General features: G+C 74.8%; 11 protein-coding genes. 9 read left to right on the top strand and 2 right to left on the bottom strand.

Annotated features, from left to right (window positions below):
- Positions 1–171 precede the first annotated feature (171 nt).
- The 4 genes from ACY0MR_RS33605 to ACY0MR_RS33590 all read left to right on the top strand — a co-directional run bounded on the left by ACY0MR_RS33605 (position 172) and on the right by ACY0MR_RS33590 (position 5,254).
- Positions 172–618 (top strand): hypothetical protein, encoded by a 447-nt coding sequence (locus ACY0MR_RS33605; RefSeq protein ID WP_403310920.1) that lies wholly within the window; start codon positions 172–174, stop codon positions 616–618.
- On the top strand, positions 615–2,111 hold the full coding sequence (locus ACY0MR_RS33600) for a multicopper oxidase family protein (protein ID WP_473557232.1): 1,497 nt from the start codon (positions 615–617) through the stop codon (positions 2,109–2,111). Before ACY0MR_RS33605 ends, ACY0MR_RS33600 begins: the two co-directional genes overlap by 4 nt.
- 397 nt (positions 2,112–2,508) lie before the next feature.
- A complete protein-coding gene (locus ACY0MR_RS33595) occupies positions 2,509–4,527 on the top strand; it encodes an ATP-binding cassette domain-containing protein (RefSeq protein WP_473557229.1) in 2,019 nt (672 codons plus the stop codon).
- A gap of 199 nt (positions 4,528–4,726) precedes the next feature.
- On the top strand, positions 4,727–5,254 hold the full coding sequence (locus ACY0MR_RS33590) for an NUDIX hydrolase family protein (protein ID WP_361858437.1): 528 nt from the start codon (positions 4,727–4,729) through the stop codon (positions 5,252–5,254).
- Positions 5,255–5,334: 80 nt separating this feature from the next.
- Here ACY0MR_RS33590 and ACY0MR_RS33585 read toward each other — a convergent pair whose 3' ends face one another.
- Positions 5,335–5,769, bottom strand: a complete 435-nt coding sequence (locus tag ACY0MR_RS33585; RefSeq protein ID WP_361861025.1) for a VOC family protein — start codon at positions 5,767–5,769, stop codon at positions 5,335–5,337.
- Positions 5,770–5,968: 199 nt separating this feature from the next.
- Positions 5,969–6,616: a class I SAM-dependent methyltransferase gene (locus ACY0MR_RS33580; RefSeq protein WP_404084972.1), complete on the bottom strand. Its 648-nt coding sequence runs from the start codon at positions 6,614–6,616 to the stop codon at positions 5,969–5,971.
- A 420-nt stretch (positions 6,617–7,036) separates the two neighbouring features.
- Here ACY0MR_RS33580 and ACY0MR_RS33575 point away from each other — a divergent pair, with 420 nt between their 5' ends.
- The 5 genes from ACY0MR_RS33575 to ACY0MR_RS33555 all read left to right on the top strand — a co-directional run bounded on the left by ACY0MR_RS33575 (position 7,037) and on the right by ACY0MR_RS33555 (position 15,284).
- On the top strand, positions 7,037–9,859 hold the full coding sequence (locus ACY0MR_RS33575; protein ID WP_473557224.1) for an alpha/beta hydrolase family protein: 2,823 nt from the start codon (positions 7,037–7,039) through the stop codon (positions 9,857–9,859).
- 346 nt (positions 9,860–10,205) lie between these two features.
- Positions 10,206–12,221 carry a PE-PGRS family protein gene (locus ACY0MR_RS33570; RefSeq protein WP_473557223.1) on the top strand — a complete coding sequence of 672 codons (2,016 nt, stop codon included), beginning with the start codon at positions 10,206–10,208 and terminating at the stop codon, positions 12,219–12,221.
- Between the two features lie 539 nt (positions 12,222–12,760).
- On the top strand, positions 12,761–13,039 hold the full coding sequence (locus ACY0MR_RS33565; RefSeq protein ID WP_473557220.1) for a polyprenyl synthetase: 279 nt from the start codon (positions 12,761–12,763) through the stop codon (positions 13,037–13,039).
- On the top strand, positions 13,032–14,084 hold the full coding sequence (locus tag ACY0MR_RS33560) for a polyprenyl synthetase family protein (protein WP_404084982.1): 1,053 nt from the start codon (positions 13,032–13,034) through the stop codon (positions 14,082–14,084). The genes ACY0MR_RS33565 and ACY0MR_RS33560 overlap by 8 nt, the downstream gene beginning before the upstream one ends.
- A 36-nt stretch (positions 14,085–14,120) precedes the next feature.
- A complete protein-coding gene (locus tag ACY0MR_RS33555; RefSeq protein WP_388797397.1) occupies positions 14,121–15,284 on the top strand; it encodes an oxygenase MpaB family protein in 1,164 nt (387 codons plus the stop codon).
- The last annotated feature ends 1 nt before the right edge of the window (position 15,285 follow it).

Raw genomic sequence — 15,285 nt, 5'->3', positions numbered from 1 at the left:
ACGGACGCCCGACGCGCACGTCCGGACGCCGGACGCACGTCAGGCGTCAGGCGTCAGGCGTCAGGCGACGTGTCTTCTCCCACCTCGCCTCCTCCTCTTCCTCGTCTTCCTCCTCTTCCTCCTCCCACCCCCCTTCCCTCCCTCTCACCCTCACGAACGCGAAGTGAACCCATGTCGGAACAGCACGCTCCACCCCCACGCCCGCCCCGCGTCCTGCGCGTCCTGCGGGCCACCGCAGCGGCGCAGGCCGCGGTCCTCCTCGTCCAGGCCGTGTCGGCGGGCCTGCTCCTGGCCTCCGTTCCCGTCGGCCGCTCGGCGCACGGCGCAATGGCGGGAGCCGTCGTCTCGGCGGTGGCGCTCCACCTCGCGGCAGCCGTGGCCGCCCGGCGCCGGGGCGCCGTCGCCACGCGCACGGTCCTCCAGGCCGCGCCGCTGCTGCTGTTCACCCTCGCGCAGGCCGCGCTCGGCTTCGCCCACGTCCGCGAGCTCCACGTCCCGCTCGGGGTCCTCATGTTCGGCGTCTCCGTCATGACGCTCATGCGGATACGCGCTCTGCCCCCGCTGCGCCCCCGGCCACCGTCGCCGGTCGCGGCACGGAATGCGGGTGCGGCCGCATGACCCTCCCCCGGCGCACCCTGCTGCGGATCCTCGGCGGATCCGCCGTCGCCCTGCCCGTCCTCGGCGGCGCGGCCTCCTGGGCCGGCCGTCGGGTCGACACCTGGGGCCGGGTGGCGTTCGACCGGCCGCTCCGCACCCCGCCCCTCGCCCCCTCCCGTACCGACGCGCGGGGACGGCGCGTCTTCGACCTCACGATCGCCGCGGGCCGCACCGAGTTCACGCCGGGCCGCCCCTCCCGCACCTGGGGGATCAACGGCGCCCACCTCGGTCCCACGCTGCGCGCCGCGCGCGGCGAGACGGTACGGATCAACGCCGCCAACACCCTGGACGAGGCCACCTCGCTGCACTGGCACGGGATGCACCTGCCGCCCTCCATGGACGGCGGACCGCACCAGACGATCCGGCCGGGCTCCACCTGGTCGCCCTCCTGGACGGTGCGCCAGCAGGCGGCCACCCTCTGGTACCACCCGCACCCCCACGGCCGTACCGCACAACACGTCTACCGCGGCTTGGCCGGCATGTTCCTGATCGACGACGACGCGACACCGCCGGAACTGCCCCACCGATACGGGATCGACGACATCCCGCTGATCGTGCAGGACCGCCGGCTCCCGGACGGCGTGCTCGATCCCGACGAGCCGATGGCCGGGACGACCGGCTTCCTCGGCGACCGGATCCTCGTCAACGGCACGCTCGGCCCCTACCTCGACGTGACGACCCGGCGCGTCCGGCTCCGCCTGCTCAACGGCTCCATCGCGCGCGTCTTCCGCTTCCACCTCGCCGACCGGCGCGCCTTCGACCTGGTCGCCACCGACGGCGGACTGCTCGCCGCACCCCACCGCACCGATCACGTCCAGCTCGCCCCGGGAGAACGCGCCGAGATCGTCGTCGCCCTCGCACCGGGCGAACGCGTCGTCCTGCGCAGCTCCGATCCCGACACCGGCGCGGGATTCGTCCAGCGCGACGGCGGCGCGGACCGCTTCGACGTGCTCCAGCTGCGGGCGGCCGACACCCTGATCCCCTCCGCGCGCCTTCCCGCACGGCTCGCGGACGTACCGCGCCTCCCGGCCCACGAGGCGGGCCGGCGGCGGGTCTTCGAACTGGCCGAGCACACGATCAACGGACGGCGGATGTCACCGGAACGCATCGATCTCACCGTCCTCAGGGACACCACCGAGATCTGGGAGGTCCGGAGCGGGGACGGAACGCTCCACAGCTTCCACGTGCACGACGTGCAGTTCCAGGTGCTCACCGTCGACGGCCGGACACCCCCGGCGCACCTGGCCGGATGGAAGGACACCGTCCTCCTGCCGCCGGGCACCACGATGCGGCTCGTCATGCGGTTCGCCGACTACGCGGATCCGACCGCGCCGTACATGTACCACTGCCACATGCTGTACCACGAAGACCAGGGAATGATGGGCCAGTTCATGGTCCTGGACCCGGGGCAGACCCCCGCCGCGCCTGTCGCCCCGCACGCGGGTCACCACTGACCGCGCTCTCCTCCGGCACCCTCGTGTCCCGCGGAGCGGAACGCCTCCGCGGGGCACGGGTCGCCGGGCGCGGCATCGGCGTTTCGGCCACGCCCGGGTCCGGTCCCGGGGCAGAGCGGACAAGGGTCGGTGTAGTCGGAACGAACGTGCTTTCGCCGGGAGTCGGGGTGCGCAGCCCGTCCAAAAGTCATGTGTTCGAGAGGGCGGGGGTCGTCGTTGAGCCCGGTGAACCCCCACGCACCCTCCCGGAGGCCGCCGTGTACCCCCTTCCGAATCCCCGGACCGTTCTTCCTCCCGCCGCCGAACCCGTGCCCCTCCTGCCTTCGTCCGGGCCGGTGCGACCCCGTCGTACCGCTCGGGTCTCCTGCACGGCCCGACCGGGCGCGCGGTGGTGGGGATGACCGACGGCAAGGTCGACGCCCCCGCCTCGGCGGACGGTCCCTCGCCCTCCGAGGAGTTGCTCTTCGGAGGTGAGCTCACCTACGAGTTCGGCTGGGGCACCCACGACGGCGCCTGGCTGAAGCTCGGTCTGCGGCAGATGGCCGCGGCGCTGCCCCGGCAGGTCGCGGTCGCGATCCGACTCGCCCGGGAGGCCGACCGGCGGGCGTTCGCCACGGTCGCCGTCTGCGAGGTCGCCCGCGGCATCACCCAGGCCGTGTCCCTGATCGCGGTCAACTCCCTGCTCGTGGAACTGCTCGCGTCCGGCGACATCACCGGAAGGCTCCGCGCGGCGCTTCCGTCGCTCGTGCTGGTCGCCCTCCTCGCGGTGCTCGGCTCGGCCTGCCAGTCCGCCTCGGCCGCCGCGATCGGCATCCTGGAGCCGAAGGCCCAGCGAGTGGCGACGGAACGCTATCTCGGGCTGGTGGCCCGGGTGGAACTGGAGGCGATCGAGGACGACGCCTTCCACAAGCTGATGGACTCCGCGCAGTGGGGCGCCGACTCGGCCCGTCGGATGGTCGGCTACTGCACCGCCGTGGTCACCTCCGCCATCTCCCTGACCGCCGCCGCTGGCGTCCTCGCGGTGCTGCACTGGGCGCTCCTGCCGCTGCTGGTGTTGATGGCGCTGCCCAGCGCGTGGGGTTCGCTCACCATGGCCCGGCACCGGTACGTCAGCTGGCACCGCTTCGTCCAGCACGTCCGGGCCGCCAAACTGATCAGCCAGCTGCTGATCGACCAGCGGGCGGCGGCCGAGATCCGGGTGCACGACGTGGCTCCCTTCCTCCTCACCCACTTCCGGGAGATGGCGCGGACCAGCGAACGCGAGCAGACGCGACTGGCGTGGACCGGGGCGCGGACGCACGTCCTGGCGGACTCGGCCCGCGGCGTCGCGACCGTCGCCACCTACGGCGTCCTCGGACTGCTGCTGTGGCACGGCCGCATGGACCTCGCGGTGGCCGGCACCGCGGTCCTGGCGATCCGCACCGGCTCCGCCGGCATCACGGACCTCGTCCTGCGGGTCACGGACGTCCAGGAGGAGGCGCTGTTCGTCGCCGACCTGGAGACGCTGTGCGCGGAGGCCGTCCGGCGCGCCATTCCCACCGGCGGGCGCGACCTGCCCGAGCAGGTGGACGAGATCCGGTTCGAGGGCGTCACCTTCACCTATCCCGGCAAGGACAGGCCCTCGCTCACCGAGGTCGACCTGTGCATCCCCCGGGGCCGGACCGTGGCCCTGGTCGGGAGCAACGGTGCCGGGAAGTCGACCCTGATCAGCCTGCTCAGCGGGGCCCGGCTGCCCGACAGCGGACGGGTCCTGTGGGGCGGGGTGAGCACCGCGGAGGCCGACCGGGCGCAGGTCTTCGCGCGCGTGGCGATGGTCGCCCAGGACTTCTTCCGGTGGCCGTTCACCGCCCGCGTCAACATCGGCATCGGGCGTACGTCGGACCCCATGGACGACGCGGCCGTCGCACCGGCCGCCGCGTACTCGGGGGCGGACGCGGTCGTCACGGGACTCCCGCGCCGCTGGGACTCGCTCCTCGCCCGCGGCTACAAGGGCGGGCAGGAGATCTCCGGAGGCCAGTGGCAGAAGTTCGGGCTGGCCAGGGCCCGGCACCGCGACGGGTCCGTCCTGATCGTCGACGAGCCCACCAGCGCCCTGGACGCGGCCGCCGAGCAGCGGGTCTTCGACCAGATCCACCAGCTGTCCGACCAGGGCCAGACGACCGTCCTGATCACCCACCGCCTGGCGAGTGCGCGCCACGCCGACATGATCTACGTCCTCGACGAGGGCCGGGTCGTCGAGCGCGGCACCTTCGCCGAACTCATGGACCCGGCCACCGGGACGGGGGCGTTCCGGGAGGCGTACGAGCTGCAGGCCCGCCAGTTCGAACGCCCCACGACACCGCCCCGCCCCGCACGCCCCACGGACCCCCCGGGCGTCCCGGGCGCCCGCGGGGAAGTCGAGGAGACCACACCATGACCGGCCCTCCCGACGCTCGCCACGGCACCGACCGCTCCTCCGCCGTGCACCGTGCCGCCCCGGGTGTGCGGATCGCCCGCCGAACACATCAGCGGACCGGGGGCGGGACGCACCGGTCCGCGGGGACTCCCACCCGCCTGGCAGACACGCGCCCTAGGCCGAGGGGCATCCGGGTAAGTATGATCAAGCGATGTCCGACATGACAGAGACCACGCCCGGCTGGCTGAGCACCGACGAGCTGAACGCGGCTCGGGCCCAGATGCCGATCCTGTACGTCGAGGCCGTGCCCGTGCGCGTGGACGAAAGCGGCGAAGTCACCAGCATCGGTCTGCTCCTGCGGATCGGAGCGGACGGCACCATCAGCCGCACCCTGGTCTCGGGCCGGGTCATGCACCACGAGCGCGTCCGGGACGCCCTCCTGCGCCACCTGGAGAAGGACCTCGGGCCCGTGGCCCTGCCGCGCGTCCCCCCGTCGCTGCAGCCCTTCACGGTCGCCGAGTACTTCCCGACCGCGGGGGTCACGCCGTACCACGACCCCCGTCAGCACGCGGTCTCGCTGGCGTACATCGTGCCCGTGAGCGGGGACTGCCGGCCGCGGCAGGATGCCCTGGACCTCGTCTGGTTCAGCCCGCAGGAGGCCGCCTCCCCGGCCGTGCAGAACGAGATGCCGGACGGCCGCGGGGCACTGCTGAAGCAGGCCATCGCGCATGTGGGGCACGCGTACTGAGACCCGGACCGACGAAGGGCGACATCGCGCCGCCGCCGCCCTGACCGGGCGGCGGCGGCGCGGTGGTGTCGTGGCCCGTCTCAGTCGAGACAGAACTCGTTGCCCTCGATGTCCTGCATCACGATGCAGGACTCGTTCTCGCCGTCGGCGAGCATCGTGCGCAGATGGACCGCGCCGAGCGCGATCAGGCGTGCGCACTCGGCCTCCAGTGTGGCCAGCCGCTCGTCGCCCACGAGTCCGAGACCGGCCCGTACGTCGACATGCACCCGGTTCTTGACGATCTTGCCCTCGGGAACACGCTGGAAGAGCAGACGGGGGCCCACACCCGACGGGTCGCTGCAGGCGAAGTAGACGACCTGCTCCTCGGGCGGCAGGGAGCGGTGGTACTCCTCCCACGTGTCGAACCCGGTCGGGACCGGCGGCACGACGTACCCCAGCACCTCGCACCAGAAGTCGGCGAGACGCGCGGGTTCCGCGCAGTCGATGGTCACTTGAATCTGCTTGATCGTTGACATCGGCGCACCCTAACAGGGGGCCGGCCCGCTCCCCGGAGCGGACCGGCCGCGGGCGCCCGGGCGCGGGGAACGCCCGGTCTCGGACCCGTCAGGGCAGGTCAGGAGGCTCGTCCAGGTGGTGCCGGGCGTGGCCGCGTCAGCACGCACAGGGCTCCGCTTCCTCCTCCGTCCGCGGCACCGCGCCGCGTGCCGGTCGCCGTCACTCCTTGCGGGCCAGGAGCTGGATCTCGCGGAACTGCCTGCGGTCCGTGGGACGTGGCGCGATCGTCGTGCGGGTCAGTTCCGTCAGGCCGTGCTCCCGCAGGAGGGCGGCGAGCCGGTCGGGGTTCCAGCGGTAGGCCGTGGCCACCGTGTGGTCGTAGCTCTGCGTCTCGTGCTCGGGGCCGTCCGTGGCGGGGAAGTCGACCATCAGATGCCCGCCCGGGGCCAGGACCCGGGAGAACTCCGCCACGACGGGCGGAAGTTCGTGAGGCGGCAGGTGGATGACGGACCAGCGCGAGAGGACGCCGGCCAGAGCGCCGTCGGCGACGTCGAGCGCCCCCATCGAACCGATCTCGAACCGCAGTTCCGGGTGGGCCGCGCGTGCCAGCCCGATCATCTCCGGCGAGGCGTCGACGCCGAACGCCCGCACGCCCAGGCCGTGCAGGTGTGCGGTGACGTAGCCCGGCCCGCAGCCGAGGTCCGCGACCTCGCCGTCGCCGTTCGTGCGCACCAGTTCCGCGAAGGCGCCCAGGAGGGCGCGCTCCACGGCACGGTCGCGGAGGGAGTCGTGGAACTGCTCCGCGTAGACGGCGGCGACGGCGTCGTAGGCGTCACGGGTCGGGCCCAGGCTGGTGAGTTCGGTCATCCGGAGACCGTAGCGGGAAGCGCGGCCCGCCCGGTCGGCGGCCCCCGGTCGTCAGATCCGGGTCGAGAGCGGGACCGTGATCTGCTTCAGCCAGGTGCCGGACGCGAAGTCGCGGGCCCCGGGATGGGTGCGGTGCATGTCCTCCAGGGCGGCACCGAGGACGCGGAGGTCGCCCTGGATGTCGCTGATGACGTCGAACGTGGCGAGCGGGCGCCCCCGGCCCGCCGGGACCGGGTGTGCGCCCCGGCGTTGCCGCCGGCAGGCAACCTGCCGGCCGTCCTCCGCATCCTCCGAGGGCGAGAGAGGGAAGCCGGGGAGGGCGGAGCGGCCGCAACGGGCGGGGCGCTCGCGCGACGCGGGTGCGCGGCGCGCCGTGCACCTCCCGGTCCCCCACGAAGTCCGACCGTGAGGAAGACCGTTGTGATACGTGCTACACGCGGCGTGGCAGCCGCCGCGGCGTTACTCGCCTTCGCCTCGGTGGCGTCCGGGGTGGCGTACGCGCAGCCCTCGCCGCCCCCGGGCCCGCCGTCCCCCGGAGCGCCCCCGGCCGCGCCGGGCGGCCTGCCCGGCGGTTCCGAGCTGCCCGAGGGGTGGCGGCTGACCGGTGCCGGGGCGAACCGGCAGCTGGTGTGGACGTCCCCCGAGCCCGTCCCGATGGGTGACTCCCGCCTCGCCTTCCACGCCGGGGACCGTCTCCTGGGGCACCCCGTCGCCGACCGGGACGGGCGCTCCTTCCGGCTGCCCCTCGGCGACACCCGGCTCACGGAGGCCACCGGACTGCGGGTCACGGCCGCCGGGCGCCGCCTCGACGCGGCCGGGCCCGGCCGCTCCGCGCGCCTCGCTCCCCCGGCCCGGGCCGCGGCGCCGGGCGCGCCGCTTCCCGCGAACGGGGTGGACCCCGGGGCTCCGGGCCGCTACCGGACCGTCACCGGCGCGTACGACCTGAAGTCCGTGCGGCTGCCCGGGTTCCCCGAGCCCGTCGAGATGCGCGCCACGGTCGTCGGCCCCGCGGGCGCGCCCGGGAAGCGGCCCGTCGCGCTGTTCCTCCACGGCCGCCACGGCACGTGCTACACGCCGGGGACGGAGGAGGTGACCGGCGACTGGCCCTGCGCGGCCGGATCGAAGCCGGTCCCCAGCCACCAGGGGTACCTGCGGGCCCAACGGCTGCTGGCCTCCCAGGGGTACGTGACCCTGTCCATATCCGCCAACGGCGTCAACGGGCAGGACTTCCGCGCCGAGGACGGCGGCGCGCAGGCCCGCTCGTCGCTGATACGCCGGCACCTGGCGTACTGGGCCGACTGGTCCGCCGACCGCGCCTCCGCCCCCGCGGCCGTACGGGGCACCTCCGCCGCCGACCTGTCCCGGGTCCTCCTCGTGGGCCACTCCCGGGGCGGCGAGGGCGTCAACCGGGCCGCCGTCGACAGCCTCACCCCGCCGCCCGCCGAGCAGGACGGCTACCGGGGCCCCGTCCGGTGGAAGATCCTCGGCACCGTGCCGATCGGACCCACGATCTTCGGCAACAACCCGGCGGCGGACGTGCCCTCCATGACCGTCCTGCCGGGCTGCGACGGTGACGTCTCCGACCTCCAGGGACAGAACTTCGTCGACGGCACCCGCGGGGTGAGCCGGGGCGCGGCGCTGCACAGCGCGGTCTACATGGTCGGCGCCAACCACAACTTCTTCAACAGCGAGTGGACCCCGGGCCAGGCGCAGGCGCCGGCCTCCGACGACTTCTGGTCCGACGAGCAGCCCGATCCCGTCTGCTCCCCCGGCACGAGGACCCGTCTCACCGCCGCGCAGCAGCAGACCGCCGGCGCCGCCTACATCGCCGCGGCCGCCCGCCTGTTCGTCGCGGGCGACGACCGGGCCCGTCCACTCCTCGACGGCACCGGCCGCCGGATGCCCTCGGCCGGCCCGGTCCGCGCCCTCACGCACGCCGTCGGCGCGCACCGTACGCCGGCCTTCGTACCCGGCTCCTCGGCGCTCACCGTCTCCGGCAGCGGCGGCAGGCTCTGCGCCCAGGTGGCGCCCGACTCCGACCGTGCCTGCCTGTCCGGCGACGCGGGCGGCTCCTCACCGCACTTCGCGTACTGGGAGGCGGTCCCCGAACCGGGCCGTGACGCCGTGGCGCTGACGTGGTCGCGTCCCGGAACCCCGGTCGCGGTGCGCTCCGCGCGGCCGGTCTCCCTCACCGGTTCCTCCTTCCTGGCGCTCCGGGTGATCGTCCCGCCCAACACCGCGGGGACCGAGCTGGACGTCGCCGTGACCGACGCCTCGGGGCGCCGGGCCCAGCTGGGCCGCGTCCGGGTGGACGGGCTGCCGGGCAGCGAGCGGACCACCTCGTACTGGGCGCGCGAGGTGCGGGTACCGCTGTCCGCCGCCACCCGGGCAGGTCTCGACCTGAAGCGGGTGGCCGCCCTCGAACTGACTCCGCGCGGGGCCTCCGGCCGCGCGTGGCTGATGGACGCCTGGGGCTGGCGCCCCGGGACTCCGGCGGTCCGTCCCGCCCCGGCGGCACGGGTGGACGTGGGGCGCCTGACGGTCGCGGAGGGCGACTCGGGGGTACGCACCTACCGGGTGCCGGTGCGCGTGTCCGGCCGGGGCGGTGGCCAGGTCCGGCTGTTCGTCGCCGATCCCGCCTCGGGCGAGCAGACCTCCCGCGTGGTGACGGTGCGCCCGGGGCGGCAGGACATCGTCGTCCCGGTGCAGGTACGGGGCAACGACCGCTTCGGCCGGGACGTGACGCACGACGCCTTCGTCAAGGCGGTGCGCGGCACCGTGGTCGGGGCGCACCGCGGCGGGGTGACCGTGCGGAACGACGACCCCATGCCGACGGTGGGGGTGACGCCGGTCGCCGACAATGTGGCCGAGGGCGCCCCGCTGGTGTGGCGGATGACGCTGTCGGCACCGGCCGACGCCGAGATCGGCGGGCACATCGAGTTCCTTCCGCCTGCCGACGGTACCGAGCTGTCCACGGCGGACCTCGACCCGACCTGGCTGCGGGAGCAGCTCGGCGAGCTGCCGAGCCCGCCGGTCCCGCTGTCGGCGATCGCGTTCGGCGGGCTGAACCTGCCGGTGTCCGTCCCGGCCGGCGCGACGACCGCCGAGGTGAGGCTGCCGACGGCCCGGGACGGCGTGGGTGAGCCGGTCGAGTCGCTGCGGGCCCGGCTGACCACGTACGACGCGGACTGGGAGCCCGTCCCGGGGCCCGAGTTCACGGGGCGGGTGCGGGACGCGTCCTGAGCGGTACGCCGACCCCCGCCGAGGCGGCGGGGACGACGGCCGTCGTCCCCTCGCGGGGGCGGCGGACCGGGAGTGACGCGGGCGGGCACCGGACCCTCGCGGGTCCGGTGCCCGCCGGTCGTCGTGTACGGGCCGCCCGTCGTCGTGTACGGGCCCCGGGACGCACGGCACACCGGCCCGCCTCGCGAGGCGGTGGACCAGAGGTGACGACGGGCGGACACGGGTTCTCGCCGCGGGCGGTGCCCGCCTGACGTCGCGTCCGGCGCACCGGGGCGCTCGGCCGGTCCCGGCCTCGGCCGTCGGGGTCCCTCGCAGGTCGGGCGGCGGCTGCGGCAGGATGAGGAACATGACGGGTGTTCGGGAACGACGGATGGAGCGGCTGCGGCGGGCCGGGTTGGAGATCGTCGGCGAAGGCCGGGTGGAGGAGGTCATGAGGCCGTGGGCCGCCTGGCGCCCGGTCATCTCGATCGAGGCGACGCCGGCCGTGGCCGTCCCGTACGACTCCCCCGAGCTCGTCGCCGGGCTCAACCGTCAGTGGCACCGGCTGGCGGTCGAGCACGGAGTGGTCGGGGCGGACGGCGCGTTCCTCATCGACGTCGCCGACGGGTCGTCCGGCGACGGACCGCGGCGCTGGACGCGGGTCCGGCTCACCGAACGCTGGGACCTCGCCGGGATCCTCGGCGAGCGGCCGGGCCGGCCCGAGTTCGTGACGCTCTCCACCGACGGCGACGCCCTGGTCGGGGCGACCTGCGAGGAGTACGACGTCTGGCTCGTCGCGCTGGACGGTCTCGTCGCGCAGCGGGAGGCGAGCGCCCGCGCCGAGGCCACGGAGACCGCGGAGCAGCGCGAGGCCGCCTGGGAGCGGCTGCTCCGGGGGCCCGGGCCCGCGCCGAAGGTGCGCGAGGAGTGGGCGCACGGCCTCGTGCGCAACCCGGCCGTCACCGACGACCTCCGCGCGGGCCTGCTGGGGCTGACGCACCACCTCCTGTGGCGCCCCCTCCCGGCGCCGGTGGTCGAGGCCGCGATCGCGCACCCGGACTGGAAGGTGCGCGGGCTGCTGGCCGAGGTCCAGCCCGGCCTCACCCCGGAGCAGTGGACGCGGCTGGTCCTCGCCGAGAAGGACGACCGGCAGCGCTGGATCCTCACCCTGCTCGCCGCGGACCGGCGCGTCGAGCTCACCGCCCCCGCGTACGCACGACTCGCCGGGGACCCGTCCGCGAAGGTGCGGGAGGAGGCGGCCCGGCTGACGGGTCTGCCCGCGCACCTGCTCGGGGTCCTGGCGGGCGATGCCGACCCCGCGGTCCGCGCCTCGGCGTGCGACGGGGCGGCCTGGTCCGGGCTGGAGGCCGCCGTCCGGCTCGCCCTGGTCGACGACCCCGACCCCGCGGTCCGCCGTGCGGCGCTGCTCCGGCACCACCGGGACCATCCGCTGTCCCGGTCGGTCCACGAGTCGGCGGGGCTCGGCCCGGGCGCGCTGGAGCACTGCCTGCTCGCACGCGACTTCGCCGCGCATCTGGCCCGTCACGCCGATCCCGACCGGCGCCGTGCCCTCGCGGGCAATCCGTGGCTGGACGGCGACCTGCTCGCCGTCCTCGCCCGGGACCCCGACGAAGGCGTGCGGTCGGTGGTCGCCACGCGTCCCGATCTCACCGAGGAGCAGCGGGCGGGCATCGCCGTCGACTTCGACCCCCGCACGCGGAGCAACACGCTCGACTGGGTCCAGGCGCTGCACGAGGACCCGGACGCCATGCGGCGTCTGGCCGGATCCACGCATCCGCTCGTCCGCCGGAGCGTCGCGCGGGCCCGACGGCTGCCCCCGGACGTGATCGCGTCCCTGGCGCACGACGAGGACCGCGTCGTGCAGCTCTTCCTCGCCGAGTCGTGCGAGGACGCGCCCGCCGAGATGCTGCTGCGGGTGTGGCGGTGGTGGAACGGCAGCCTCAGCGCTCCGGGCCGCCCGCGCAGCCACCCGAACTTCCCGCGCCGTGACCTGCTCCGGTACGCCGACGACCCGAACCCGCGGATGCGGCAACTGGCCCTCGACGACCCGGCGTCGACGGCGGAGCTCGTGGACCGCCTCAGCCGGGACCCGAACGAGGAGGTCCGGTTCCGGGCCGCCACGGACCCCCGGCTGTCGGCCGCGTCGGCGGTGTGGCTCCTCGACGACCCGCACGAGCACGTGCGGCACGCCGCCGCCCGGCATCCGGCGCTGCCCGCCCGGACCCTGGTCCCGCTGCTCCGGAGCAGCGACACGGCGGCCGAGGCGGCCCGGAACCCGGGACTGCCCGAGCCGGTCGCCGCGCGGATGGTCGCGATCCTGCGCCGGCTGTGGGAGGAGACCACGGCCGGCGACGGCGGCTAGACGCCGGGACCCGGCCAGGTCGCGCGGGCCCGGTCAGATCGCCGGGGCTCGGTCAGGGCGCCGGGGCCAGGGCCCGGGCCCGGAAGTCCGCCGGACCGGCAGCCCATGCCGCTCCCGGGCCATCCGACTTCCGGGCCATCCGGCCTCCGGGCCGGCAGCCCAGGCGGGTCCCGGGCCGTCCGACAGCCCATCCAGGTCGTCCGGGATTCCGGGCCGTCCGGACTGCCGGCCCCTGGGCGGCGTCGATCCGCCCGGGATCCGTACGCCCCATCGGAGTGATCACTCGTTCGTGAGTTTCCGCCCGCCCACGCCCGCGCTCCCGGGACGCTGGTCCCGGCGGCGCGTGACCGGCGGCGCGTGACCGGCGGCGCGTGACCGGCGGCGCGTGACCGGCGGCGCGTGACCGGCGTCGCCTCATCGCCGTGTCGCCATGTCGGTACGTCGGGGAGTCGGCATGTCGCGGAGTCGGCACATCGCCGTGTCGACCCCTCGATGTGCCGCCGTGCCGCCGTACCGGCCACTGCTGAGGGGGAGTCGCCATGACACGAGACAGCGGACACCGCGGGAGTCCCGGGGAGCAGGCGGTGCTCCTGGCCGCGGGGCTGGCCGACATCGCCGCGGGCGCGCTGGGGTCCGCCCTGGGAGCCGTACGCGGACTCGCCCGGCGCTCGGACGCCGCGGAGCTCGTCGCGGAGGCCGAGCGGGACCTCGCGGCACGCGGCCGCCTCGTCCTGGACCGCTACGCGTCCGCGCCCCCGGCGCACCTGGAGGTCCTCGCCCGGCACGCCCTGGCCCGGCGGGCGGCCGAAAGTGACTGAGGGCTGGGATCCGGGCGCGTTCAGGGCGCGTGTGGACGAGGTCCTGCACCGGTTCGTCGCCGACGAGGCCGACCTGCTGGCGGCGGTCGATCCGGCGCTCGGCCCGGTGGCCGGGGAGGTCGAGGCGTCGGTCGCGGTCGGCAAGAGGCTGCGGGCGGCCTTCTGTTACTGGGGCTGGCGGGCCGCGGGTCAGCCGGACAGTGACGCGCTGGTGCGGGCGGCGGCCTCCATGGAGCTGGTGCACGCGGCCGCCGTGGTGCACGACGACCTCATCGACGACAGTCCGCTGCGACACGGGCGGCCGACGGCGCACACGGCCCTCCGGGAGACCGTGCGGCACCACCCGCGGCCCGTCGACGCCGCCCGGTCGCTCGCGATGCTCGTCGGCGACCTCCTCGTGTCGCTCGCCGGCCAGCTGTTCGCCACCAGCGGCCTGCCCGCCGCCTACCTCGGCAGGGCCCGTCCGCTGTGGGCCGCACTGGCCCGGGACCTGATCGCCGGGGAGTGCCTGGAGATCCTGCACACCGGCGCCGCCCCCGACACGACGGCCTCGCTGAAGGTGGTGCGCTACAAGACGGCCAAGTACACCGTCGAACAGCCCCTCCTGATCGGCGGCCTCCTGGCCGGGGCGGGTGACCGGCTGCGCGCGGGGTACAGCGCGTACGGGCTGCCGCTGGGCGAGGCGTTCCAGCTGAGGGACGACCTGCTCGGGCTGTTCGGCGACGCGCGGCACACCGGCAAGGCCAACGCCGACGACGTGCGCGGCCACCGGCCCACCGCGCTCCTCGCGGAGACGTGGCGCGTCGCCGACCGGCCCGAGCGGGAGCGGCTGCGCGCCCTGCTGGGCCGGCCGGACCTCGACGAGGAGGGACTCGAGTCCGTACGCGCCGTGATGCGGCGCCTCAAGGCACCCGAGCGGGTCGAGAGCATGATCGCCGCCCGGGTCGAGGAGGCCCTCGGCGCCCTCGACGAGCTGGCCGTACCGGCGCCCGCGACCCGCGCCCTGACCGCTCTGGCCCGTGCGGTCGCGGTCCGCGCCTCCTGACCAGGGTCGGAACCCACCCACACGAAGGACTCCACCGTGCTCCACACCGAGACCTCGATGAACGCCCTCCGGGAGAGCGGCGACGCACTCGCCGACGCCACCGTCGCCACCCTCTTCGAGCGCGGCGAGACGGGCACCTTCAACACCCTCATGCGGTTCTTCTCCACCGCCGGATCACCCGTTCCGGACGGGCTGCCCGATGTCGCCAGGGAGTACCTGGAGGCGACGCAGGCCCCGCCCTCCTGGGTGGACTGGGACGAGATGGAACGGGCGCGGCTGTTCTTCGTCGACAACAACGTGCACATCGCCACGGCGTTGTCGTTCGCCTCCATGCCCGCCTGCTACCTCGTCCCCCGCGTGGCCAAGCTGCTGTCGGCGACCCACGGCCTCGACTACCCGTCGACCCGCATGGCGGCGACCGGCCAGTTCACGGTCTACCTGATGCAGCCCGACGCCTTCGAGGCCGGCAGCCGCTTCGTCCCGGCCGCGCAGAAGGTCCGGCTGCTGCACGCGTCCATCCGCCACCACCTCAGGCGCGAGGACCGCTGGGACACGGGGACGCTGGGGGTGCCGATCTGTCAGGAGGACATGATCGGCGGGCAGATGTTCTTCTCGCTGCTCGTCCTCGACAGTCTGCACCGGCTCGGCATCCACCTGACGGAGGAGGGGGCAGAAGCGTACTTCTACGCCTGGCGCGTGGTCGGTGCGATGCTCGGGGTCGACCAGGAGGCCGTGCCGAAGTCCCTGGCGGAGGCGCGCCGCTTCCTCGACCTGTACATGGTCCGGTACATGGGGCCGTCACCGGAAGGGGCCCGGCTGACCCGGCAGTTGATCGACCTCTACGAGGAGGTCGTGCCCGGGACGCTGCTCGACCCGGTGGTGTCGGCGCTCGTGCGGTACCTGATCGGTGACACGAGCGCCGACTGGCTGGAGGTCCCGCGCACGCCCTGGGACACCGCCGTCAAGGCGGTGCCCCGGCTGCTGGGCGTCCTGGAGACCATCGAGGACCGTTCACCGCTCGGTGCCTGGGCCCTGGACCGGCTCGGGCACCTCACCACGGTCTTCGAACTGTCCTCGCTCACCCGGGGCCGCGTCATGCACTACGCGATCCCCGAACAGCTGAGGAAGGAGTACGGCGTCCCCGACGGCCCGCCTCGCACCCGCCGCTGGACCCCGCCGTCCGCCACCTTCACCGGGTGAG

This window comes from Streptomyces sp. JN8, from assembly GCF_055808075.1.
The sequence above is the reverse complement of the archived record's forward strand: the minus strand, read 5'-3'. Positions and strand labels throughout refer to the sequence as shown.

What these genes read in the sequence shown, in the direction of transcription:
- ACY0MR_RS33570 (WP_473557223.1), top strand. Translation starts at nt 10,206, where the DNA reads ATGACGGGTGTTCGGGAACGACGGATGGAGCGGCTGCGGCGGGCCGGG.
- ACY0MR_RS33605 (WP_403310920.1), top strand. Translation starts at nt 172, where the DNA reads ATGTCGGAACAGCACGCTCCACCCCCACGCCCGCCCCGCGTCCTGCGC.
- ACY0MR_RS33595 (WP_473557229.1), top strand. Translation starts at nt 2,509, where the DNA reads ATGACCGACGGCAAGGTCGACGCCCCCGCCTCGGCGGACGGTCCCTCG.
- ACY0MR_RS33585 (WP_361861025.1), bottom strand. Translation starts at nt 5,769, where the DNA reads ATGTCAACGATCAAGCAGATTCAAGTGACCATCGACTGCGCGGAACCC.
- ACY0MR_RS33580 (WP_404084972.1), bottom strand. Translation starts at nt 6,616, where the DNA reads ATGACCGAACTCACCAGCCTGGGCCCGACCCGTGACGCCTACGACGCC.
- ACY0MR_RS33590 (WP_361858437.1), top strand. Translation starts at nt 4,727, where the DNA reads ATGACAGAGACCACGCCCGGCTGGCTGAGCACCGACGAGCTGAACGCG.
- ACY0MR_RS33600 (WP_473557232.1), top strand. Translation starts at nt 615, where the DNA reads ATGACCCTCCCCCGGCGCACCCTGCTGCGGATCCTCGGCGGATCCGCC.
- ACY0MR_RS33565 (WP_473557220.1), top strand. Translation starts at nt 12,761, where the DNA reads ATGACACGAGACAGCGGACACCGCGGGAGTCCCGGGGAGCAGGCGGTG.